Below are 22,643 nucleotides of genomic sequence, written 5' to 3' on the forward strand. Positions count from 1 at the left end.
TGAGTCCTCGTCGTGTGTCTGTATTCGTCTACTGCAGGCTGACCCCTGATCCGTGGAGGCGGACCTGCAGCCCGGAGTCGGTGGCGGTGATGTCGGTGAGTTCGAGCCCGGCGGGCAGGAAGTCGAGATCGATGACTATATCGGAGATCTCCGAGGTGAGGAAGCCGGGCAGTCGATCGAGGGAGAACTCCGCCGAACCCAACTCGATCGTCGTCGCGTCGACGACGGCCCGTCTGCCGTCGGCCTTCGGGTCGATGCCCACAAGCAGATCCTGACCGAGCATCGATCCCTTGAGGAAGAGCTCGCCGTCGACGGTGGTGAACGTCATCCCCTCGGGCAGGTTCGCATGCTCGGCGGCGAGTTCGTCGAGGGTCGAGTGGGGGAGCACCGCCGTACCGTCGACGGTGCCGATGGGCTTCGACCCGCTGGTCGGAACGTCATAGAGTTTCGCATCGACATCGGTGAAGTCGACACCCTCATAGGTCGCCTCGTCGGCGGTGACATGCACCGAGTTCAGCTCCCCGGAGGCCAGCTGCGTGAGGATGGGGAAGCCGTCGACGGAGACCTCGGCATCACCGTAGTCGGCAAGCCCATCGGCGATGCGCTGCTCCGTGGTGTAGTCGACGATGCGGTCGGCCGCGACACTGCCGATGATGAGGGTGAGGACGATGACGACCGCGGAGACGATGAATGTCGTCCACCGGCTGCGACGTCGTGGCCGGTCATCCGGCCGCGGGTACTGAAGGGTCTGCGCCGTGGTCATGGACTCCATTGTTCCGCACCCGACGGTCCGTGCGCATTCGCCGACCGACTCGCACCCGCCGGTCCGGGTGCGCTAACCGGCACGGCAGAGTCGAAGGTCCTCGCTGCGCTCACTCGTCGAGAATGATGACGTCGAGTGTGCGCGGACCGTGCACTCCTTCGACCCGGCTGAGTTCGATATCGCTCGTGGCCGAGGGCCCGGAGATGAACGTCAGCGGTGCGTGCGCGTCGAGGCGGGCGACTCCTTCGGGAACGATGTCGACGATGTCGTCCGTCCGGACGATGCACACATGATGGTCGGGCACGAGCGTGATCGCCCTCCGCCCGCACTCGTCCGATCCGTCGAGGACGATCGTGCCCGTCTGTGCGATCGCCACCGCCGAGGCGGTCACCACCGCCCCTTGTGCGTCGAGGTCATCGACGCTGAGCTCCTCACCCGGAGCATCGACCCGCAACTCACCGGAGTACCCCGTCAGCCAGGACGAGTCGAGACCGCGGGGGACGACGACCGAGGAATGGTCGCCGATGAGTTCGGCGATCGTCGCGCTCGGGTCGCCATCGGCGCGGTGGACGTTGGCTTTGTAGTCGACGAGGCGGTCGATGAGCAGCTCGACGAGGGCCTCACCCGTGTGCGTGCCCTCATGGTGGTATCCGGCGTCGGCGGCCGTGGCAGCTGTCTTCGCCGAGGCAGCCCCACCGGAATCGGCCTGTGCCGTGCCGTCGGTGCCCGGTGCCGCCGTCTGCGGAGACGACGACACGTATTCCCCGCCGCCGCGGCGACCGAGTGCTTCGCTGATGCGGGCGAGGATCTCCTCGCGGGCGGTGTCGGTCATCGCTGTCCCTCCTCCTCGCGGTCATCCGCTTCCTCTTCGGCCCAGAGCTGTCGGAAGCTCTTCTCCGGCAGGGCCGGAATGTCGCGGCTCGACGTCCAGGCGCCGGCGATTCCGGGGAGGGTGTTGATCTGCTCACCGCCGGTGACCTTGTGCGCGAGAGGCAGTCCCTTCTCCGCCGCGGCCATCCGCTTCCCGTCGCCCATCATCCACGACGCGCCGGTGAGGGCGGCGTCGAGCTGGGAGGACACAGGGGAGTGGTTGGCCTTGACATCTTCGCCCCGCAGGTGGACGAGGATCTCCGGGATGTTGATCTTCACCGGACACACGTCGTAGCAGGCGCCGCACAGGCTCGACGCGTACGGCAGCGAACCGTTGCCCTGCTCTTCGACTCCCGTGAGCAGCGGGGACAGGATCGCTCCGATCGGTCCCGGATAGGTCGAGCCGTAGGCGTGGCCGCCGGTACGTTCGTAGACGGGGCAGACATTCATGCATGCCGAGCAGCGGATGCAGTTGAGCGCCGTACGTCCGTGCTCATCGGTCAGGGCCCTGGTGCGTCCGTTGTCGAGGAGGACGAGATGGACGTTCTGCGGACCATCTCCCTCGGACCGCCCCGTCCAGAACGAGGTGTACGGGTTCATCCGCTCACCCGTCGACGAGCGTGGCAGCAACTGCAGGAACACCTCGAGATCGGCGAACCTCGGCAGCAGCTTCTCGATGCCCATGACGGTGATGAGCGTCTCCGGCAGGGTCAGGCACATGCGCCCGTTGCCTTCGGACTCAACTACGCCGAGGGTGCCGGTCTCAGCGATACCGAAGTTCGCTCCGGAGATCGCGACCTTCGTGGTGAGGAATTTGTGGCGCAGATGTCGGCGGGCCGCCTCGGCGAGGACGGCCGGTTCGTTCGTCAGCTCCCCGACGTCGGCATCTTGTCCATGAAGATCTCACGGATCTCATCCCGGTTGCGGTGGATGGCGGGAACGAGGATGTGGCTGGGTTTGTCCTCGCCGAGCTGAACGATGAGCTCGGCCAGATCCGTCTCGAACGCATCGATGCCTTCGGCCTCGAGGTGCTCGTTGAGCCCGATCTCCTGGGTGGCCATCGACTTGACCTTGATGACCTCACGACGACCGGTCTCGAGCATCGGCGCATTGTCCTCGACGAGCTCGGTGACGATGGCATTGGCCTCATCGGCGTCGCGGGCCCAGTGGATGATGCCGCCGACGGCGGTGAATGACTCTTCGAACTGCGCGAGGTACTCGGGGAGGTTCGCCATCACTTCGTTCTTCGTGGCCTCACCGGCGTCGCGCAGGGCTTCCCAGTCGTCGAGCTCGGAGACGACCTCGGCGCGCTTGGACCGAATCGTCGAGGTGGCGTGGCCGATGTTGTTGCGCAGCTGCTGGTTGCTCAGATGTTCGTGCGAGGCCTCGGGAAAGGCCTCGGCTTCGATGATGTTGCCCTGCCCGCCGGGCAGATCGCTGCGTCGCTTCGACGGCAGCAGCGGCATTCCCAGAAAGGTCATCGCAGGCTCCCTCCGCTCACTTCTGCTCCTTCGCTCGGCACCCGCAGCGGGTCCTCCTTCGTCGATGCGAGGATCCGGGCCAGATGGACCGCGGCTTGACCGACGCGGAACCCGGACTGGGTGCGGCTCGGCTCGGCCGGAGAGGTGCCCCGATGGCCTGGGGTGAGGTGGTCGTCATCGTCGGCACCGACGACCGTCGTCAGCGTCTCGGTCGTGTGCCCCCGCTCATCGGTCGAGCTCGTCTCCTTGACGTGGACGGCGGTGACGTCCGGCGCGCCGTCGAAGCTTCCGGTGCGTTCGAACCGCGACATTCCACCGCCGATGTGCAGCAGACAGGAGGCATCGCCGCCGGTGCAGACATCGGCTTCGGTCGCCTGGATCGTGCGCACCTTGTCGGCGAGCATCGCCGAGGACACCTCCGGGTTCTTCACGGAGAAAGTGCCGCCGAACCCGCAGCAGGAATCGGCCAGAGGCAGTTCGACGAAGTCGATGCTCTCGACGGACCGGACGAGGGAGGACTGTCGATCGCCGAGGCGCAGCAGCCGCATTCCGTGGCACGACGGGTGATACGTCACGCGGTGCGGGAAATAGGACCCGAGATCGGCCGCGGCATCCGTGACGCCTTCGACGTCGGTGAGGAACTGGGTGAGCTCATAGGTGCGTTCGGCCACCTCGGCGGCCTCGGAAGCCAGGGCATCATTGCCCACCCGGGTGGCGACCATCGGCTGCTGGTGGCCGAGCGAGGCCACGCAGGAGGCGGACGGGGCGACGGCGACATCCCATTCGGTGCTTGTGAAAGCGCGGACGTGATTGGCGATGACCGGTTCGGCCTGCGCGAACTTGCCGGAGTTGATGTGCATCTGCCCACAGCACGACTGGCCTTCGGGGAAGATCACCTCATGGCCGAGTCGGCGCAGAATTCTCACGGTTGCCTGCGCAACCTCGGGATACATCGCATCGACGATGCAGGTGGCGAACAGTGCGATCCTCATCTGACCTCCAAGCCGGACGCTGTGCTGATGCGGTTGGCGGGATCGGCTTCCGACCGGGACGATGCCGTGGTCGCAAACGGTCCGTGTCACTCCATGCTCAGACCGTAGCACCGGGTCCTGACGCGGCAAATGGACACGACCGGAGGGGCGTGCCGGTGCGCGGATCGACGCGGAAGTCCGGCCACCTCGGGGGAGGGGCAAGCGATTTAGGTCCCATGGGACTGCGCTAATCTCCGGCGCCGATCAGAGCGGCGACGATGCACGTGCAGACCCATTTACCTGGGAGGAGACCGCCCATAGGATGACGATATGGATTCCCAGCGCACACAGAACATCAGAACGGTCTCGGCCCGCATCAACTCATTCCACTCGTCGATGTACTTCTCACAGACGGTCGGCGCCGAATACGCCAAGTACGGACTCGAACCCGGAGTCGAGGGCAATATGGCCGCGCGTTCGGCGCCGCTGGGGCGGGTGAATCCCGGAGTCGTCAGCGCCGCGTACTACAACTACTCCCCGAACTTCGTCGCCGATCTGCTGCCGCGACTGTGGGAGACGGTGAGCCCGGAGCAGATGGTCCAGGCCCGCTTCGACGCCGTGTCCGCATTCATGGCCGAACTCTTCGGCGACCGTGACGATATCGCCCTGCTCACCGAGGCGGCCACCCAGCTGACCGAAACGCTGACCCCCGTGCTCACCGCCATGGACTTCGCCGGGCGGCCCCTGTCCGCGGCCACCGCCGACGTCATCGGCTCCCACCAAGCGAACACCGCTTTCGAGAAGCTGTGGGACGTGGCCACCGTGGCCCGCGAATTCCGCGGCGACGGCCATGTCGCCTCCCTTGTCACCGCCGGTGTGCCCGGAATCGACGCTCTCATGCTCGATGTCGCGACCGGAGCCGGATTCCGTCCGCGAGCAGCACAGAAGACCCGCGGTTACACCGATGGGGAATGGCAGACCGCGCAGACCAGGCTCGCCGAGGCCGGGCTGATCACCGTGGAAAAAGATGACCGCGGGCACGATCTTCCCACCATCACCGAGGCAGGGCGCGACCTGAAGGAACAGGTCGAAATCCTCACCGACGGCACGGTCACAGCCGCGTGGTCGGTCCTTGACGATCAGACGATCGAATCGCTGCTCGCCCCCAGCCGTGACCTGCTGCGCGTGATCGCGAAGTCCGGTGCCTTCCCGTCGAACATCTTCGCGCGGCCCGAGAAGAAGGTCGGCTGAAGCTGATTCAGCTCTGGTGTGCCCGCTCCACATGAGAGCGAGCGTGGTCGAGTGCCGCCGGCAGCTCATCGAACAGGTGCCGGTGGTGGCGCAGAGCTGCGAGCACTCCGACCTGTTCGAACAGTCCGGCCTGACTGTCCCTGACGCCTTTGATGAGCACCGTGATCCCGCGGCGTTCGAGAGCCGTGACCATTTCGGTGAGGATATGAGCTCCGGTGGCATCGACGAGTTCGAGCTGCGACATCCGCAGCACAACGACCGAGACTCCATTGAGTTCCATGACCTCATCGGAGATGCGATCGGCCGAAGCGAAGAACAGCGGTCCTCGGAAATGGACGATCGCGATCTTCTCGTCGCCTGGCTGAGCGGCCTCTGTTTCCGAAAGTCGTTCGATGCGAACCGAGGTCGTTGCGGACAGTTTCCGCAGAGCGAAGAACGCCGCCACGACGACACCGATGCCCACAGCCACGATGAGGTCGAAGGAGACGGTGATGAGCGCAGTGATGACGAACCCGAAGGCATCGGATTTCGTCGAGCGCAGAATCGAGCGCATCGTCTCAAGGTCGATCATGCGCACTGCGGTGACGAAGAGGACTCCGCCAAGGGCGGCCAACGGGATCTGACTCACCGGAGCCGCTGCCACCAACACGATGAGCAGCAGCACCGCCGCATGGGTGATCGAAGCCAGACGTGTGCGCCCTCCGGCCCGGATATTCACCGAGGTGCGGGCGATCGCACCGGTGGCGGGCATGCCGCCGAACAACGAGGACCCGATCGACGCAACACCCTGACCGACGAGCTCCCGATCGGGCTGGTAGGCACCGGCATCGGACATCGACGAGGCGACCCTGGCCGAGAGCAGCGATTCGATGGCGGCAAGCGCGGCGATCGTGCCCGCAGCCGGCAGCAGAGCCGGCAGAACGGCAGGATCGATGACGGGAATGCTCGGGGCAGGCAAGGACTGGGGGATCGCCTCGATCGTGGCCAACGGGTTCGGAATGATTCCAGACAGCACGGTGACGATGATGATGCCGACCAGCGATCCGGGAATCGCGGAATGGATCTTCGGGGAGACCGCCATGCACACGGCGACGATCGCCACAGCGCCCAGAGAATAGGGCAGATACGACCAGTCCGCATCCGAGATGAGCTGCACGGCTGCCGCGAAGGCATTCATGCTCACCTCGCCCGGAGCCAGATCATCGGGGGTCGTGACGAACGGCACCTGTTGGAGGAAGATGATCGCAGCGATGCCGACGGTGAAGCCTTCGATGACCGGCCAGGGGATGAAGGACACCGTCCGGCCCAGGCGCAGCAGTCCGGCCGCGACGACGATGAGGCCGGCGATGAGGGTGACGGCGACGACGGCCTCGGCACCGTGACTGGCGACGATCGGCACGAGGACGACGGCCATGGCGCCGGTGGGACCGGAGATCTGCAGGTGGGATCCGCCGAAGACCGCGGCGAGGAAGCCCGCGACGATCGCGGTGATGAGTCCCTGTTCGGCTGTGAGACCGGAGCTGACTCCGAACCCCAGCGCCAAAGGCAGGGCGACGATGCCGACGGTGGCACCGGCGAGCAGGTCCTTCGGCCAGGAGCGGCGGGTCTCACGGTAGTCGGCGACCGACGGCAGCAGAGACCGGGTGCGGCGCAGCAGCGATGCCGGGCTCATGCGGTATCCGCGCCCGGGATCTTCGGCAGTGACCGGGCTTCAGCGAGTCGCTGCTCATCGTCTTCGAGCATCGTCAGCAGCAGGCTCCTGGCCACCGCGAGCAGCTCTGCGGTGCGCCGGTCGGCCAGACGATAGTAGACATGGCTGGCCCGACGTTCGGATTCGACGAGACGGTGGCGCCGCAGTACCGCGAGATGCTGCGAGAGGTGCGAGGCCTCGAGCGCGGTCTCTGCCTGCAGATCGGCCACACTGACCTCGTCGTTGCCGGAGAGGAGCTCGAGGATGCGGATGCGGAAGGGGTGGGCGAGGCCCTTGAAGAGGTTCGCCTTGACCTCGTACAGGGGGCGCTGAAGCTGATCCAATGGCATGATGAAACCATCATATCGAAAGGTTGGGTTCAGATCCGACCGGTCTCAGAGAATGATCAGCCCGGTTCCGCATCTGCGGAACCGGGCTGGTGCTCACGATCGCTTCGGAAGGCGGCGGTCAGTCCTCGTCGGTCTGCTTCGGGTAGGTCTCGGCCACCTCGGCGGCAATCGACTTCGCCTCGTCGGAGCTCGGTCCCTCGGCGGAGAACACGGCCCTCCGGTAGTACTGGAGCTCGATGATCGAGTCGATGATGTCGCCGAGCGCGCGGTGCCCGCCGTGCTTCGCCGGTGCCTGGAAGTAGGCGCGGGGGAACCACTGCTTGGCCAGTTCCTTGACCGAGGAGACGTCGATGATCCGGTAGTGCAGGTGCTCGACGAGTTCGGGCATCTGCTTGTTCAGGAACACCTTGTCGGTGCCGACCGAATTCCCGCCCAGCGGTGCCTTGCCGGACTCGGGGACATGCTTCTTCACGTATTCGAGGACCTGGGCCTGCGCCTCGGCGACGGTGGTGCCCGCGTCGAGTTCGGTGATCAGACCCGAGGTGGTGTGCATATTCGTGACGAACTCATTCATGTTCGCCAGTGCATCCGCCGAGGGCTTGATGACGATGTCGATTCCGTCATCGAGGGGGTTGAGCTCGAAATCGGTGACGATCGCAGCCACCTCGATGAGTTCGTCCCGCACCTCGTCGAGGCCGGTCATTTCGCAGTCGATCCACACAATTCTGTTGTTGCTCACCCGCCCAGCTTAGGGCAGGGGGCGGTGTTGGGGACATTCCGGGACCGAATCGGTGCCCATCCGCGGGCGGGGTCGCGCCCGCCTCGGCGAGGGTGGAGGACGGGGCACGGACGGCTGTCGGAGGGCCGCCTCGGTGACGTTCGGGGTAGGGGAGTGCCTGTGAACGTCGACACACACTGAGTGTGCGCACAAAGGCGATGTCCGGTAAGTGACTTAAACTTGGAGTGTCCCCGAACCAGGGGTGCCATTTTGCTCGGCTGAGGGAAGGTTCGCACGTGCGTTACACAATCGCTGTGATTCTCATGGTGGTGGGTGTCGTCGTCGGTGGCCTCGGCATCCTGCAGAAGACCCTGTGGGCGCCGGAGGATACGATCACTGCCACCGCACAGATCGACGCCGACAAACCGGCAGTCATCGTCGACCCCGGAATGCTCAACCTCTACGAAACGCCTGCGACCCTGACGGTCGAGGGCAGCGGTGATCTCACGATCGCCCAAGCTCCGATCGAGAACGTCGAAGCCTGGGCGGGACAGTCCGCCTATGATCGCGTCACCGGGATCGCCGCAGGCGGCGAGCTCACGGTCAAGGGCACCGACGGCGAGGGCAAGGTTCCCAACCCCGCCGGGGCCGATCTGTGGCAGTCCGAGGTCACCGGCACCGATTCGGTGGAACTGGAATGGAACGACGACGCCAACCGCACCGGATTCCTCGTCGCCGGCGACGGAGAAGCCGGAAAGGTCGAATCCGTGACCCTGACTTGGCCCAACCACGCCGAGACCCCATGGGCGCTCCCGCTGATGATCATCGGCGGTGTCATCTTCATCATCGGCGTCGTCCTCCTCTTCCTCGGCGCGAACAATTCGAAGAAGGAAGCGAACCGGCGCAAGGCACGCCAGGAGCGCCGCCGCAAGCTCGCCGAATACGGCACCGCATTCGCCGTCGTCCCCGTGCTCGCGCTCAGCGCCTGCGGGCCGGAAGAGCTGCCCAAGCCCGAGCCCTCCGAGGCTCCGAGCTCAGCGGCCGCGGGAGTCACCGACGATCAGGCGAAGCGGATCCTCGACTCCGTGGCCGCCGACGTCAAGGCCGCGGACAAGAAGACCGATAAGAAGGCACTGGCCGAACGTGCGACCGGACCCGCGCTGAAGCAGCGGGAAGACCTGTACAAGGTCAAGGAGAAGGTCGAGGATCAGAAGATGGCGCCGGCAGTGGCCAGCGAAGAGATCGTCGCCAACTACACCTCCGCCACCGACGCCTGGCCGCGCGTGACCAGCCTCATCACCTCCGCGCGAAACTCGCAGTTGCTGGTGCTGACCCAGAAGGATCCGCGCAGCGACTACAAACTGTGGTCGCAGACCCAGTTGACGGCCGGCACGAAGCTGCCCGAACTGCCCGACTCGCGTCAGGGTGCGAAGATGCTCGAACCAGGATCCAAGGACTTCGTCACGACTCCGGAGAAGGCCGTCGCCGACTACGCGAAGGCTCTCGGCAGCGGAGCGGACTCGAAGGAAGCGAAGAAGTTCGCCTCCGATGACTTCTCGAAGTCCATCTGGAAGAACCAGAAGGATCAGAAGGCCAGCGCCGAAGAAGGCAAGGCCGAAGTGGACTACAAGTACACCCCGGGCAAGGAGCTCGTCGCCCAAGGCACCGCCGGTGACGCCGCCATCGTCACGGGAGTCATCGACGCGGAATCGACGATCAGTCCCGAATCGAAGGAAGGTCGCACCGGCACCCTGTCGCTGTCGTCGCCGCAGAAGGAGCTCGTCGGCTCCGGGTCGACCCAGCAGCCTGTGACGACGAAGACCACCCAGGTGCTCACCTTCCTCGTGCCCAAGGACGGCAAGGTCAAGCTCATCGGCGGTCTCGAGACACTCGCCGGAGCCGAAGCAGGCTGAGGCGGACGGGTCGGCACCGTGGCGCTCCTTCCCTGACGGCTGAGGAAATAGCCGTGGGCGCACCGATGTTGATACGTTCTGTTGGATAAACATGGACCAGGTGCGTCACGGTTTTCGCCGAGCCCACCGACCGCGTCACAAAGGAGACCACGTGTCAATGGATCCCTCGCAGGAGAATACGCAACCCAACCAGGGACTCGACCTGTCGGCAGTGCGCAGCAAGAATATGCCCGCCGACCAGGGCGGGCAAGCGGCCGGTGCGGGTGCCGGTGCTGCCGGTGGCGCCGGCGGCCAGGCAGGTCAGGACCCGAACGCGGTCGCCGTTCCGGGACTGGTCTTCGACGTCGATGAATCGACCTTCACCAGCCTCGTCGCGATCTCCGACCGCGTGCCCGTGGTCATCGACCTGTGGGCCGAATGGTGTGAACCCTGCAAGCAGCTCTCCCCGGTCCTCGAGCGCGTCGTCACCTCCTATGGGGGACGCCTGGTGCTGGCGAAGGTCGACGTCGATGCGAGCCCGCGTCTGCAGCAGGCATTCGGCGTCCAGTCGATCCCGACGGTCGTCGCCCTCATCAAGGGCCAGCCCGTGCCGCTGTTCCAGAGCGCTCTGCCCGAACCGCAGGTCCAGGCGTACTTCGACGAACTCCTCAAGCTCGCCGGTGAGAACGGTGTGACCGGCTATGCGGCCGTCGGGGGAGCCGAACCCGAACCGGCCGGTCCCGCCCACCCGGAGGCCGAGGAGGCACTCGCCACGGGCGACTTCGACACCGCCGAGAGCCTGTTCAAGGCCGCACTGGCGAACTCTCCGGCCGACGAGGAGGCGAAGTTCGGTCTCGCCCGGGCAGGTCTGGGCCGCCGCCTCATCGACCAGGAACCGGCCGACCTCATCGCCGCCGCCGAAGCCGACCCCCAGGACGTCGAAGCCGCGAAGGCCGCCGCCGACGCCGAGATCGTCAGTGGCAACGCCGGCAGCGCCTTCAACCGACTCATCTCTCTCATCCGCACCACCGCGGGTGATGAGAAGGAATCCCTGCGCCTGCGGGTCCTCGATCTGTTCGAGGTCCTCGGCGCCGACGACCCAGCCGTGACCAAGGCACGGACCGCACTCATGAGGGCATTGTTCTGATCCAGCAAATCCGACTCATCACCGCCATCCTCTTCGGCGTAGCGGCACTCATGCTCGCCGGACTGGTCATCTCTGCGCTCTCGGCCGTCGGCACCGACGAGATCACCGAGACGCCGGCCTTCAAGGTCAAGGACGGGGCGTACGCCGTCGTCCTCGACGAAGCGATCGTGCCCTATTCGGGGTCGAGTGTGACCGTGACGGCGAAGAACTCGAAGGGCACGGAGCTGTTCGTCGGCTCCGCCAGCGGGGTCGACGCCGACAGCTACCTCGACGGGGTGGCGCAGGAGCAGATCAGTGATGTGTCGTTCCCGAACCCCGCCTCCCACCGGTTCACTCCCGGTGATGCGAAGCCGGAGGCCGATATCACCGATCGTGACTGGTGGATCAGCACGGACACGGGAAAGACGGTCGCGAAAACCTTCGACCTCGATGCGCAGCCGCAGGTGCTCGTCATCGCCCCTGCGAACTCCGATGACAGTCTCGACGGAACGACGGTGAGTCTCCAGATGCGCGTCAATGGCGTGTTCGCACTCAGCCTGCTCGGCATTGCCGGCGCGATCATCCTCGCCGGATTCTCGGTGTTCTTCTTCATGCGCTGGTGGTCCTCACGCATCCGCCCGCCCAAGAAGGACGTCGGTCGCTCGGGCAACAGGGGATCCGATGGCGGCGGCAGCAACGGCCGCGGCGGCTCGGATGGCGGCGGAAGCGGCCCCGACGAACGCACCCCCGCCGAGGCGGCCGGTCAGCGGCCGATGACCGCGCGGTCAAGGGCGAGTCAGGTCCGGCGACTCAGCCGATCTCGACGGTACAGCCGGGAACCGCAAGCTCAGCGCCGCCTCGGCGACGGGATCTGCGGAACCGTCGGTCCCTGCGGACGGTGACGGCCGCGATGATAGGCACGGGACTCGTGCTCAGCGGCTGCGCGAACATGCCGATCGCCAAACCCAGCAGCCCGGATGTCACCCCGTACGAGCGCACTGCGGTGCGCCCCGGTGAGGCCGGGAAGTTCATGACGAACTACACGGAATCGCTCGACAAGACCCTCGGCGACAAGGGCACCGACCTCGACAAGATCCAGGCGGCACCGCTCATCGATCACACCCGCGCGCAGATCCAGATCGCGGACAAGGCGAAGCAGAAGCTGCGCGCACCGAACTTCACCGAGGTCGTCGCCGGCAGCCCGAGCTTCACCGAATACCCGATGTGGTTCTACGCCTTCGGCACCGCGGACAAGAAGTCCACGGACGGGGACAAGCAGCTGACCCAGGTGATGTTGGTTACGCGGGAATCGGCGTCGACCGACCCCCTCGTGCGCCAGGCATCGTATGTGCCCACCGATCAGGTTCCGGCGCTCATGGCCGACGATCAGGGAGCCGTGGAAGAGGCACCGGAGGAATTCTCGAGCGATCTGACCACCGCCTCCGGAGACGTCTCGTCGTTCCTCGTCGACGGCAAGGCGAAGTCCGGGGGACCCGATGGGCTCAAGGAAGGCGGATTCAAGGGATTCCGCGACTACGTGGGTGACCTGCGGGACAAGGACTCCGGCTTCGACAAGGTCGACGTCGACTGCAAGCCCTATGAGGACCTCAAGTTCGAGGACATGACTCTGAGCACCGAGAACGGTGCGATCGGGATGGGCGAAGTCCGCTGCACGCTGACGATCAAGGCGCCGTCCGACTACGCTCTCGACCTCGGCGACACCGTCGAGGCCGTGAAGACGAATGACAAAGAGGGCGACACCATCAAGGTCGACACCGCACACCCCTATGTGCTGATGAAGACCGGTGACGAGCTCACCGCGGTGGCCACCGACTGGAACGTCATCTCCTCCAAGGTGGAGTGACCTGGGGCTGCTGTTCGCTCGTCGTGTCAGCACCCGCGGGTTCGAAGTTCATACGCGCTGATCACGATCACCGCATATGAGCTTTGAACCCGCTCATACGCCGCTCAGTCGCGGTTCGCGCGGCGGCCGACGCGCAGCAGCCACCACAGGCCGATGAGCGGCAGAATCAGCGGAATGTAGCCGTATCCGCTGCCGAAGTTCGACCACACCGACGGCTTCGCGAAATCCTCGGGGTGGGTGTGGCTGAGGATGCCGACGACGATGACGCCGACGAACTCGATCGCGCAGGCGGCGACGGCGATCCGGTGTGAGATGCGGTTGCCGATGACGAGGCAGACCGTGGCGAGGATGTAGATCACCGCTGCCAGCGCCGAGAGCGAATACGCGATCGGCGCGACGTCGAATTCGCGGATGAGCTGGTAGCCCGCCCGGGCCGTGGCCGAGAGGGCGAAGACCCCGTACACCGCCGTCAGCGCCCGGCCCGGACCGGTATGCATCGCGGAATACGGTGACCGCCCCGTCTTTCCCTTCGCCGAGGCGGCTGCGGAGTTCGTACCGTCCGCTGGGTGTGCGCTGCCCGCTGAGTTCGCATCGTCGGCAGAATCCCCGCCGAACCGGTTGCGCCTGTTCACTGCCAAATCTGGTCCAATCTCTCGATCATCACGATCACCGTCAGTCCCGCCGCGGCGAGCACTCCGGGCCCCCAGCGGCTGAGCTCCGCAAACGCCCAGAACCCGGCCAGCGCCATGACCATGACCGCGGTGATGATGTAGCCGAAGTAGAGCAGCGGGTCGACATCATGAGTGGCTCCGAAGGTCGCAATCGAGATGATCAGCTGCACGATGAGCAGCAGCAGAAGCAGAGCGGCACCGCCGAGCAGGGCCTTACCAGCTGGACGGTTGCGGATAGTCTCGATGATCGACCACAGGGTCAGGATGCCGGTGGTGGCATAGAGGACGATGGTGAAAACGGTGAACACCCGACCCAGTTTAGTCGGCCATACCGGCAGGCAACTCGTCCGGATGCGCCGCTTCGCGGGTGAGATGCCGCACGGATCCTGGCCGTAGCCTGGCTCACGCCCTAAAATTGCAGGGTGCCCATCTATCTCGATCACGCAGCCACCTCGCCGATGCCCGCCGAGGTCCTCGAGGTGTACACGAAGGAGTTGGCCCGGCGGGCCAATCCCTCGGCTCTGCACGCGGTCGGACAGGCGGCACGGATGCGCATCGAAGAAGCACGCGAGGCCATCGCCCGCGCGGTCGGTGCGGCCACCTCGTCGGAGGTGATCTTCACTTCGGGAGGCACCGAGGCGGACAATTTCGCGCTCAAAGGCCTCTACCTCGCTCGCAACAACGGGACGTTCACCGCGCCCGCACGCCCGCGGGTGCTGACGACGACGATCGAACACCCCGCTATCCTCGAGACCGTGGAATGGCTGGAGGCGCAAGGCGCCGAAGCCGTCTACCTCGACGTCGACGGGGCAGGACGCCTCGACCTTGACGCGGCAGTGACCGAACTGCGCCGCGATCCCGAACGCACCGCGCTCATCAGCGTGATGGCCGCGAACAACGAGATCGGCACTCTGCAGCCGATCGCTGAGATCGGAGAGATCGCCGCCGAACTCGGCATTCCCTTCCACATCGACGCCGTGCAGGCCCTCGGGCAGATTCCGCTCGACTTCGCTGTGCTCAAGGCGACGGCGATGACGATCACCGCGCACAAGATCGGCGGTCCCGTCGGCATCGGCGCACTCCTGCTCGACCGTGGGGCGACCCCGACTCCGATCCTCCACGGCGGGGGACAGGAACGCAGCGTGCGCTCGGGCACCCTCGACGTCGCCGGTGCCGTGGCCTTCGCCGCCGCCGTCGACCTCGTCACAGACGACCTCGCGGCCCGGTCGGCACGACTGTCGGGACTGCGGGACCGCCTCATCGCGGGAATCGAATCGAGCATCGACGGGGCACGGCTCTCCGGTCCGCGCGGAGCGGACCGCCTGCCGGCCAACGCCCACTTCACGTTCCCGGGTTGCGAGGGGGACTCGCTGCTGTTCGGTCTCGATGCCAGGGGATTGGCCACCTCGACGGGTTCGGCCTGTTCTGCCGGCGTCTCCCGCCCCTCTCACGTGCTCCTGGCATGCGGGCTCGATGAGGACAGCGCCCGGACCACTCAGCGCTTCACGCTCGGTCACGATACGACCGAAGCCGATGTCGATGCCCTGCTCGCGGCCCTGCCTGAGGTCGTCGACCAGGCACGCCGAGCCGGGATGGTTTCGGCAACACCCCGATGGATGCAAGGAGCATCATGAGAGTACTCGTCGCTATGTCCGGCGGAGTCGATTCGTCTGTAGCCGCGGCACGTGCCGTCGACGCTGGACACGAAGTCGTCGGCGTCCACCTCGCCCTGTCCCGGATGCCCGGCACCCTGCGCACCGGATCGCGCGGCTGCTGCACGATCGAAGACTCCCGCGACGCCCACCGCGTGGCGGGGATGCTCGACATCCCCTTCTACGTCTGGGACTTCTCCGAGCGGTTCAAGGAAGACATCGTCGATGACTTCATCGCCGAATACGCCGCCGGCCGCACCCCAAATCCGTGCATGCGCTGCAACGAGCGCATCAAGTTCGCCGCCCTCCTCGACCGCGCCCTGGCGCTCGGCTTCGACGCCATCGCCACCGGTCACTATGCCGAGGTGCTCCGCGATGACGAAGGGCGACCCGAACTGCACCGCGGTGAGGACCTGGCCAAGGACCAGTCCTACGTCCTCGGTGTGCTCACCTCCGATCAGCTCGAGCACTGCTACTTCCCGATCGGTGCGACCGCGTCGAAGGCCGAAGTGCGCGCCGAGGCGGCCGAGCGCGGTTTCTCCGTGGCGAACAAGCCCGACTCCTATGACATCTGCTTCATCCCCGACGGGGACACGAAGGCCTGGCTGGCCGACAAGATCCCGATGCGTCCGGGACTCATCAAGGACTCCGAAGGCGAAGTGCTTGGGCGTCACGACGGAGCGATGACGTACACGATCGGTCAGCGCAAGGGCCTCGGCATCGAGAAGCCCGCTGCCGATGGCAAGCCGCGCTTCGTCACCGGCCTCGACCCGGCGACGAACACCGTCACCGTCGGATCGCGCGCCGATCTCGCGGTCTCCCACCTCACCGGCATACGCACCTCCTGGGCCGGAGCGGCTCCGTCGGATATGGGGGACACCCCGGAGACCGGAATCGACTGCGAAGTCCAGATCCGCGCCCACGCCGACCCGGTTCCGGCCCGTGCCTGGCTCGGCGATTTCGTCGCCGAGGCACCCGAGCATGAGGCGAATCCGATCATCGACGAGGTCGAGGTGCCCGCCGCACGTCCGGCCGGGCAGCTCATGCACGTCGACGTCGATGAGGAGCTTTCCGGAGTGGCCCCGGGCCAGACCATGGTGATCTACCGCGGCACTCGCGTGCTCGGCCAGGCCACCATTGACTCCACGGCGAAGGACCGCATCACCCCGGCACCGGAATTCGCCGACGCCTGAGCTGACTCACCTCACTTAAGCGACGAGTTCGGGCCCGATGTCGGCCACTGACGATACTCTGGGGGCATGAAGGAATTTCCCCAAGATGTCGTCACGGCACCTTATGGAACCTGGTCTTCGCCTCTCAACGCCGCTGAGGTGGCTGCCGGTGCTGCTCCGATCTTCGATGCCGCCTTCCGCGGAGATGAGATCTTCTATTCGACGAAGATCCCCACAGAGAAGGCTCGCACCGGACTCGTCCGCACCTCGCTGTCGCGTCCGGGAGACAGCGAACAGGTCATTCCCTCCGGCTTCAACATCCGCTCCGCCGTCCACGAATACGGGGGAGCCGCGTGGGCTCTCGATCAGAGCAGCGAGGTCATCTACTTCGTCAACGCCGCTGATCAGCGCGTCTGGCAGATCATTCCGGGGCGTGCCCCGCATGCCCTGACCCCGGACACCTCGGGGCGGATCCGCTATGGAGATCTGCACATGAGTCCGTGGGGACTGCTGTGCGTGCGCGAGGACTGCCGGTCCACCCGTCGTGAACGCGCCATCGTGCTGCTGACCAAGCACGGGACGACGAATGTGCTCTCGACCCATTCTCATTTCATGGCCTGGCCCAGGCTCTCACCCGACGGCAGCACCTTGGCATTCATCGGCTGGGAACACCCGAACATGCCCTGGGACGGAACCACCCTGTGGCTGGTCGATGTGCGCACCCCGGCCACCCCTGCGGTCGGAGTGCTCAGCGGCGACGGCGTCGAACGACCACGCAGATCCGATCCGGGACTGCCGAGCCCGACCGATCCGGGCATCTCCCTGCTCCAGCCGGAATTCACCTCAGACGCTTCCCTCCACGTCATCTCGGACCACGCAGGTCACTGGTCGCTGTACGGACTCGACATCGACCCCGTCGCCGCTCGTCCCGTCGTCACCGACGCACGCCATGCAGAGGCCCCCGTCCAGCTCGACATCGACCGTCTGCGTCCGGTCATCGACACCGGCGAGGAGATCGGCGGTGCCCTCTGGCAGCTGGGCACGAGGTGGCACCTCAACGACGGCGACGAGGTGTGGGCGCATTCGCAGGGGGCCACCGCGACACTCGTGCGCCGCCGTCTCACTGACAGTCCCGTCGCGCTCGAACCAGACCGGTCCTCACCGTCTTCCGACCCGGCCGCACCGAACCCTGTCGCCACTCCCTGGGAGACCATCGACACGACGGGGGAGACCTTCGGCACGATCGAGCTCCTCGACCTCGGACGCACCCACCTGCTGCTGACGGCGAAATCGACACGGCGTCCCGGAGTCCTCTACGCCGTCGATCGGGTGACCGGACTGTTCACCGAGATCGCCAGCGAACGCCTCGACACCCACCAGGGCTATTACTCCCGCCCGCAGGTCGGCGAGCTCGGGGGAGTGCCCGTCGTCATCCATCCGCCGCACAATCCCCGCTTCGCCGCCCCCGATGACGAACTCCCGCCCTACATCGTCTCGATCCACGGCGGACCGACCGGGCAGGCAACCCCGGAGATGACGGCCCGCACGAGCTACTTCACCTCCCAGGGAATCGGCGTCCTCGAAGTCAACTACGCCGGGTCGACCGGCTTCGGTCGCGCATGGCGAGACCGGCTGCGCGGCGGATGGGGAGTCGTCGACGTCGAGGACACCGTCGCCGCCGTCAATGGACTCGTCGCAGCCGGACTCGCCGACCCGAACCGCATCGCGATCTCCGGAGCCTCCTCGGGCGGATGGACCGTGCTGTCCGCCCTCGCCTCGACGAAAGTGTTCGCCTGCGGCACCTCGTATTTCGGAGTCACCGACCTCATGCGCTTCGTCGTCGACACCCACGACTTCGAATCCCATTACATCGACGGACTCGTCGGCCCCTGGCCCGCCGCCCAGGACGAATACATCACCCGTTCGCCGATCCGCCGGACCACCGATATCACCGTGCCCGTGGCCGTCATGCAAGGCGACCGTGACCCGATCGTCCCACCCTCCCAGGCCCAGGAGTTCGTCGATACACTCGAACTGGCCGGAGTGGAGTACATTTACCGTCTGTACAAGGGCGAATCCCACGGCTTCGTCCGCGCCGAGACCATCATCGATTCCCTGGAAAGCGAGTTCGGATTCTATGTCGACGTCTTCGGAATCCCCCGCGCCCACCAGCATGGCTGATCTTCACTCACCCGCCGAGGCGGCCACCCCCGAGATCCCGACGTTCGTTCTGCCCGCCGCCACGACCACGGGAATCTGGCTGCCCGGAGCCCGTGATCCGCGCCGCGGCTACATCGCGACAAGTCCGGTCCGGGAGGCCGCGGCTCCGGCTTCGATCTCCTCGCCGACCAGCTGCCGCCGATGCCCCTGACCGCTCACCAATCCGAGGGTCGATGGGGTGCCGACGCCATCGGCCGCGCCGTCGGCCTGCTCACCGAACTCCACGTCGACCGCACATCCTACGGATGGCGACTGACCGCCTCGGCGGGCAAAGACGAACGACTCGAGGACTCGGCCCTGATCGAAGCCTTCGACGCGATCGCCGAATACGGGGCCTCCCGGCCCGGACAGATCCAGATCAGTCTGCCGGGACCGTGGACGCTGGTGACCGCGCTGAGCCTGAGTTCCGGCGCCCGCGTCCTCGGCGATTACGGCGCCCGCCGCGACGTCGTCCAGGCCTACGCCTTCGGCATCGCCGCGTTCACCGACCGTATCGCGGGCCTGGGCATGCAGCCGACGGTCCGCCTCGTCGAATCCCGCCTGAACCCTGTCCTCACCGGCACCTGGCCGACCGTGTCCGGGTGGGCGAGCCTGCCGGCCATCAGCGAAACCCAGGTGTGGGCGGCCCTCGAATCCACCCTGCGCCACCTCCCACCCGCCGTGCTCGCGCTGCCGAACCTCGACCCTCTGCGCCTGCAGGGCAAGGAGATCCCCGCCGCCGAGGCGGTCCGCCGCACCGGCGCCCGATCCGTGTCAGTGCCGTTGGCTAGCCTGAAACCACACAGCTGGGAACAGCTGGCGATCCTCGCCGAGGCGGGGCTCGGCACCTGGATCCACCTGCCAGCGGCGGCCGGTGGGCGATCGGACGCGGTCAACCACTGGTGCGAGCGGATCCGCACCCCGTGGTCGCGCATCGGCATGGGGGTCGCGAGCCTGCGCGAATTCGGGATCATCGCCGGCCCCGAACTGCCGATGACCTACCCGCCGCTGCTGGAGGACCAGCAGGGGATCGGACCCGAGCACAATCGGGGAACCATGACCATCGCCGCCGGTCTGCGGCGGGCTCTTGAGGAGATCGAATGACCACGACACCGGACAATGCCGACTCATCGACGCCCGAGCACCAGACCTCGGATTCGACCACACCCGACCTGCAGGGAGTCGACCTCACCGACGCGACCGCTCGCGCTCAGGCCCATGCCCAGCTGACCGAGAGGATCGAGGAGCTGCGGGCCGCCTACTATCAGGACTCCCTGCTCGTCTCCGATGCGGAGTACGACGAACTCGTCCACCGCCTCGAAGACCTCGAGGCGCAGTTCCCCGAACTCGTCACCGATTCCTCACCGACGCAGACCGTCGGCGGCGTCGTCGACACCTCGACCTTCGACCCGGTCGAACACATCGGTCCGATGTACAGCCTCGACAACGTCTTCGACTATGACGAACTGCGAGCCTGGTACGAACGGGTACGGTCGGCCACCTCGGTGAAGTCGAAGTTCCTGTGCGAACTCAAGATCGACGGCCTCGCCGTCAATCTGCTCTACCGGAACGGCGAACTCGTGCGGGCGGCGACACGCGGCGACGGACGCATCGGTGAGGACATCACCGCGAACGTGCGGACCATCTCTGATATCCCGCACCGCCTCGACACCGAGCACCCGCCGGCCGAGGTCGAGATCCGCGGTGAGGTGTTCTTCCCCGTCGAGGACTTCGCCGAACTCAACGCCTCCCTCGTCGCCGAGGGCAAGGCTCCGTTCGCGAATCCGCGGAACTCCGCGGCCGGTTCGCTGCGGCAGAAGGACCCGGCCGTCACGGCACGTAGGCCCCTGCATATGCTCGTCCACGGCATCGCCGTGTGGACTCCGGCCGATGATTCGCATCCTGAACCGGCCCACCAGTCCGAGGTCTACGAGCAGTTCCGGTCCTGGGGTCTGCCGATCAGCGACTATTTCAAGGTCCTCGACACCGTCGACGAGATCGAGGACTTCATCTCCTACTACGGCGAACACCGTCACGATGTCACCCACGAGATCGACGGAATCGTCATCAAGATCGACGATATCGCCGTGCAGGAAACGTTGGGCTATACCTCTCGCGCACCGAGGTGGGCGACGGCCTTCAAATACCCGCCCGAGGAGGTCACGACGAAGCTCATCGACATCCAGGTGCAGGTGGGTCGGACCGGGCGAGTGACCCCATTCGCCGTGATGGAGCCGGTCACCGTGGCCGGATCGACCGTCGAGCGGGCGACCCTGCACAACGGGTACGAGGTCAAACGCAAGGGTGTGCTCATCGGCGACACCGTCACCTTGCGCAAGGCCGGTGACGTCATCCCCGAGGTGCTCGGCCCGGTTGCGGCGCTGCGGGACGGATCCGAACACGAATTCGTCATGCCCACCCACTGTCCGTCCTGCGGGACCGAGCTCGGTGAGCAGAAGGAGGGCGACAAGGATCTGCGGTGTCCGAATTCTCGGTCGTGCCCGGCGCAGCTGGCCAACCGCATCTTCTACCTCGCCTCCCGCGCGGCCTTCGACATCGAAGCCCTCGGCGAGGAGGCCGCGCTGGCGCTGACGGCGCCGGCCGAACCGGACACGCCCCCGCTGACGTCGGAGGCCTTCCTCTTCGACCTCACCCCGGAAGATCTGGCCGAGGTCAAGATCTGGCGGAACAAGAAGTCCAAGGGAGTGGAGACCGGTGAGCGTGAGCTTGTGCCGTATTTCTACACCCGGGGAACCGCGAAGAAGCCGAGTGCCCCGAGCGCGAACACGAAGAAGCTCTTCGACGAACTGGAGAAGGCGAAGGATCAGGATCTGTGGCGGGTGCTCGTCGCCTTGTCGATCCGCCATGTCGGACCGACCGCGGCACGGACCCTGGCCGCGAAGTTCCGCACCCTTGAGGCCATCCGTGAGGCAAGCCTCGAGGAGTTGTCGGCCGTCGAGGGCATCGGTCCGACGATCGCGCAGAGCATCCGCGATTGGTTCGAGATCGATTGGCACGTCGAGATCGTCGAGACCTGGTCGGCCGCAGGGGTGCGGATGGAAGACGACGAGGTCGAAGCCGCCGCGCAGACCCTCGAGGGACTGACGATCGTGGCAACCGGTTCGCTGAGCTCGTTCACCCGCGATGGCATCAAGGAGGCGATCCTCGGTGCCGGCGGCAAGGCAGCGGGATCGGTCTCGAAGAAGACCGACTATGTCGTCGCCGGTGAGAACGCCGGATCGAAGCTGGAGAAGGCGGAGTCGCTGGGCGTGCCCGTCCTCGACGAGGACCAGTTCAGGGTTCTGCTGGAGACCGGCAGCCTCGACTGAGGTGTGCCCGGGCCCCGTGCCCGGTTCCTAGCGGTTCGCTGCCGGAGGGAATACATTCCGGTTCGGGGAGGTTCCATGGTGCGGCTGTGATTCGTTCGTGACCGAACTCGAAGTCGGGGTTCAGACTCAGCCAAGCTCAGAGACAGCTTCGAGTGGAAGAGTGTGGGACATGAGATGGATTCCTCGACTCCTCGCCGGCACCGCCGTCGTCGTCGCTGCGGCACTGACCGCGGCTCCCGTGACGGCAGGATTGGCCGACCTGGTGCTCAATCCGGGACCGCCGACCACCAAACGCAATGCCCAGCCGGCACTGACGTCCATGCGCACCCCGGCTGCTCCGGCCACCGGACGAACCGAGGAATCGACCGCGCTCGCAGGCGCCTCGACTGACGCGAATGAGGTCATCGAGGGCACCATCGTCGACGATCCTGCAGTCGGCGCCTCGTTCACCGGCACCGAACTCGTCGCGGCCACTGCGGCCGACGCCCGGACCCGCATCGCCGATCTCGCCGCCGACCTTCAGGCCGGAGTCTCAGCCGGCGAGTTCACCCAGGCCGACGCCGACCGCGTCGTGGCCGACATGGCCGGATACATCCAAGGCACCCGCACCTGGCCCGAACGCCCTCCGCCTAGTAATTGCTACC

20 protein-coding genes and 1 pseudogene are annotated in these 22,643 nt (G+C 66.1%); 12 read left to right on the forward strand and 9 right to left on the reverse strand.

Annotated elements, in window-relative coordinates; all coding sequences use genetic code 11:
• Positions 1-28: 28 nt before the first annotated feature.
• The 4 genes and pseudogenes from AC2W7L_RS08670 to AC2W7L_RS08685 all read right to left on the reverse strand — a co-directional run bounded on the left by AC2W7L_RS08670 (position 29) and on the right by AC2W7L_RS08685 (position 4,106).
• On the reverse strand, positions 29-763 hold the full coding sequence (locus AC2W7L_RS08670) for an LmeA family phospholipid-binding protein (protein ID WP_486004122.1): 735 nt from the start codon (positions 761-763) through the stop codon (positions 29-31).
• Positions 764-872: 109 nt separating this feature from the next.
• Complete coding sequence (locus tag AC2W7L_RS08675) at positions 873-1,595, reverse strand: LutC/YkgG family protein (protein WP_486004123.1); 723 nt, start codon at positions 1,593-1,595, stop codon at positions 873-875.
• Positions 1,592-3,099, reverse strand: a pseudogene (locus AC2W7L_RS08680) (lactate utilization protein B). Before AC2W7L_RS08680 ends, AC2W7L_RS08675 begins: the two are co-directional and overlap by 4 nt.
• Before the next feature lie 11 nt (positions 3,100-3,110).
• A complete protein-coding gene (locus tag AC2W7L_RS08685; RefSeq protein WP_486004124.1) occupies positions 3,111-4,106 on the reverse strand; it encodes a (Fe-S)-binding protein in 996 nt (331 codons plus the stop codon).
• 309 nt (positions 4,107-4,415) lie between these two features.
• Here AC2W7L_RS08685 and AC2W7L_RS08690 point away from each other — a divergent pair, with 309 nt between their 5' ends.
• Entirely contained in the window at positions 4,416-5,336 is a 921-nt protein-coding gene (locus AC2W7L_RS08690; RefSeq protein WP_486004125.1) for an SCO6745 family protein, read from the forward strand.
• Positions 5,337-5,343: 7 nt separating this feature from the next.
• On the opposite strand, the gene AC2W7L_RS08695 is transcribed toward AC2W7L_RS08690, so the two are convergent.
• The 3 genes from AC2W7L_RS08695 to orn form a co-directional block, all read right to left on the reverse strand.
• Entirely contained in the window at positions 5,344-7,008 is a 1,665-nt protein-coding gene (locus tag AC2W7L_RS08695) for a SulP family inorganic anion transporter (protein ID WP_486004126.1), read from the reverse strand.
• On the reverse strand, positions 7,005-7,376 hold the full coding sequence (locus AC2W7L_RS08700; protein ID WP_101553593.1) for an ArsR/SmtB family transcription factor: 372 nt from the start codon (positions 7,374-7,376) through the stop codon (positions 7,005-7,007). The genes AC2W7L_RS08695 and AC2W7L_RS08700 overlap by 4 nt, the downstream gene beginning before the upstream one ends.
• A gap of 118 nt (positions 7,377-7,494) precedes the next feature.
• Positions 7,495-8,079: an oligoribonuclease gene (gene orn, locus AC2W7L_RS08705; RefSeq protein ID WP_486004143.1), complete on the reverse strand. Its 585-nt coding sequence runs from the start codon at positions 8,077-8,079 to the stop codon at positions 7,495-7,497.
• Between the two features lie 311 nt (positions 8,080-8,390).
• Between orn and AC2W7L_RS08710 the strand changes: the two genes are divergently transcribed.
• From AC2W7L_RS08710 to AC2W7L_RS08725, 4 genes are all read left to right on the forward strand, one after another.
• Entirely contained in the window at positions 8,391-10,007 is a 1,617-nt protein-coding gene (locus AC2W7L_RS08710; RefSeq protein WP_486004127.1) for a DUF8094 domain-containing protein, read from the forward strand.
• A gap of 157 nt (positions 10,008-10,164) precedes the next feature.
• On the forward strand, positions 10,165-11,133 hold the full coding sequence (locus AC2W7L_RS08715; RefSeq protein ID WP_486004144.1) for a tetratricopeptide repeat protein: 969 nt from the start codon (positions 10,165-10,167) through the stop codon (positions 11,131-11,133).
• Between the two features lie 50 nt (positions 11,134-11,183).
• Entirely contained in the window at positions 11,184-12,014 is an 831-nt protein-coding gene (locus AC2W7L_RS08720) for a hypothetical protein (protein WP_486004128.1), read from the forward strand.
• A gap of 8 nt (positions 12,015-12,022) precedes the next feature.
• Positions 12,023-12,976: a hypothetical protein gene (locus AC2W7L_RS08725; RefSeq protein ID WP_486004129.1), complete on the forward strand. Its 954-nt coding sequence runs from the start codon at positions 12,023-12,025 to the stop codon at positions 12,974-12,976.
• Between the two features lie 104 nt (positions 12,977-13,080).
• Here AC2W7L_RS08725 and AC2W7L_RS08730 read toward each other — a convergent pair whose 3' ends face one another.
• Both AC2W7L_RS08730 and AC2W7L_RS08735 read right to left on the reverse strand, forming a co-directional pair.
• Complete coding sequence (locus tag AC2W7L_RS08730) at positions 13,081-13,473, reverse strand: hypothetical protein (RefSeq protein ID WP_486004145.1); 393 nt, start codon at positions 13,471-13,473, stop codon at positions 13,081-13,083.
• Positions 13,474-13,604: 131 nt separating this feature from the next.
• Positions 13,605-13,955 (reverse strand): hypothetical protein, encoded by a 351-nt coding sequence (locus AC2W7L_RS08735; protein WP_486004130.1) that lies wholly within the window; start codon positions 13,953-13,955, stop codon positions 13,605-13,607.
• A gap of 114 nt (positions 13,956-14,069) precedes the next feature.
• Between AC2W7L_RS08735 and AC2W7L_RS08740 the strand changes: the two genes are divergently transcribed.
• The 7 genes from AC2W7L_RS08740 to AC2W7L_RS08770 form a co-directional block, all read left to right on the forward strand.
• The gene (locus tag AC2W7L_RS08740) at positions 14,070-15,281 is read left to right on the forward strand and encodes a cysteine desulfurase family protein (protein WP_486004131.1); all 1,212 of its coding nucleotides are present in this window, start codon (positions 14,070-14,072) and stop codon (positions 15,279-15,281) included.
• Positions 15,278-16,492 carry a tRNA 2-thiouridine(34) synthase MnmA gene (mnmA, locus tag AC2W7L_RS08745; RefSeq protein WP_486004132.1) on the forward strand — a complete coding sequence of 405 codons (1,215 nt, stop codon included), beginning with the start codon at positions 15,278-15,280 and terminating at the stop codon, positions 16,490-16,492. The genes AC2W7L_RS08740 and mnmA overlap by 4 nt, the downstream gene beginning before the upstream one ends.
• Positions 16,493-16,558: 66 nt before the next feature.
• On the forward strand, positions 16,559-18,652 hold the full coding sequence (locus AC2W7L_RS08750; RefSeq protein ID WP_486004133.1) for a S9 family peptidase: 2,094 nt from the start codon (positions 16,559-16,561) through the stop codon (positions 18,650-18,652).
• Positions 18,645-18,842, forward strand: a complete 198-nt coding sequence (locus AC2W7L_RS08755; protein WP_486004134.1) for a hypothetical protein — start codon at positions 18,645-18,647, stop codon at positions 18,840-18,842. The genes AC2W7L_RS08750 and AC2W7L_RS08755 overlap by 8 nt, the downstream gene beginning before the upstream one ends.
• On the forward strand, positions 18,833-19,774 hold the full coding sequence (locus AC2W7L_RS08760) for a hypothetical protein (RefSeq protein WP_486004135.1): 942 nt from the start codon (positions 18,833-18,835) through the stop codon (positions 19,772-19,774). Before AC2W7L_RS08755 ends, AC2W7L_RS08760 begins: the two co-directional genes overlap by 10 nt.
• Positions 19,771-21,999, forward strand: a complete 2,229-nt coding sequence (gene ligA, locus AC2W7L_RS08765) for an NAD-dependent DNA ligase LigA (protein WP_486004136.1) — start codon at positions 19,771-19,773, stop codon at positions 21,997-21,999. The genes AC2W7L_RS08760 and ligA overlap by 4 nt, the downstream gene beginning before the upstream one ends.
• Before the next feature lie 169 nt (positions 22,000-22,168).
• The coding region (locus AC2W7L_RS08770) for a hypothetical protein (protein WP_486004137.1) at positions 22,169-22,643 on the forward strand (475 nt) is incomplete at its 3' end.

It is taken from the genome of Brevibacterium sp. LAARM3_SD1 (assembly GCF_057364765.1).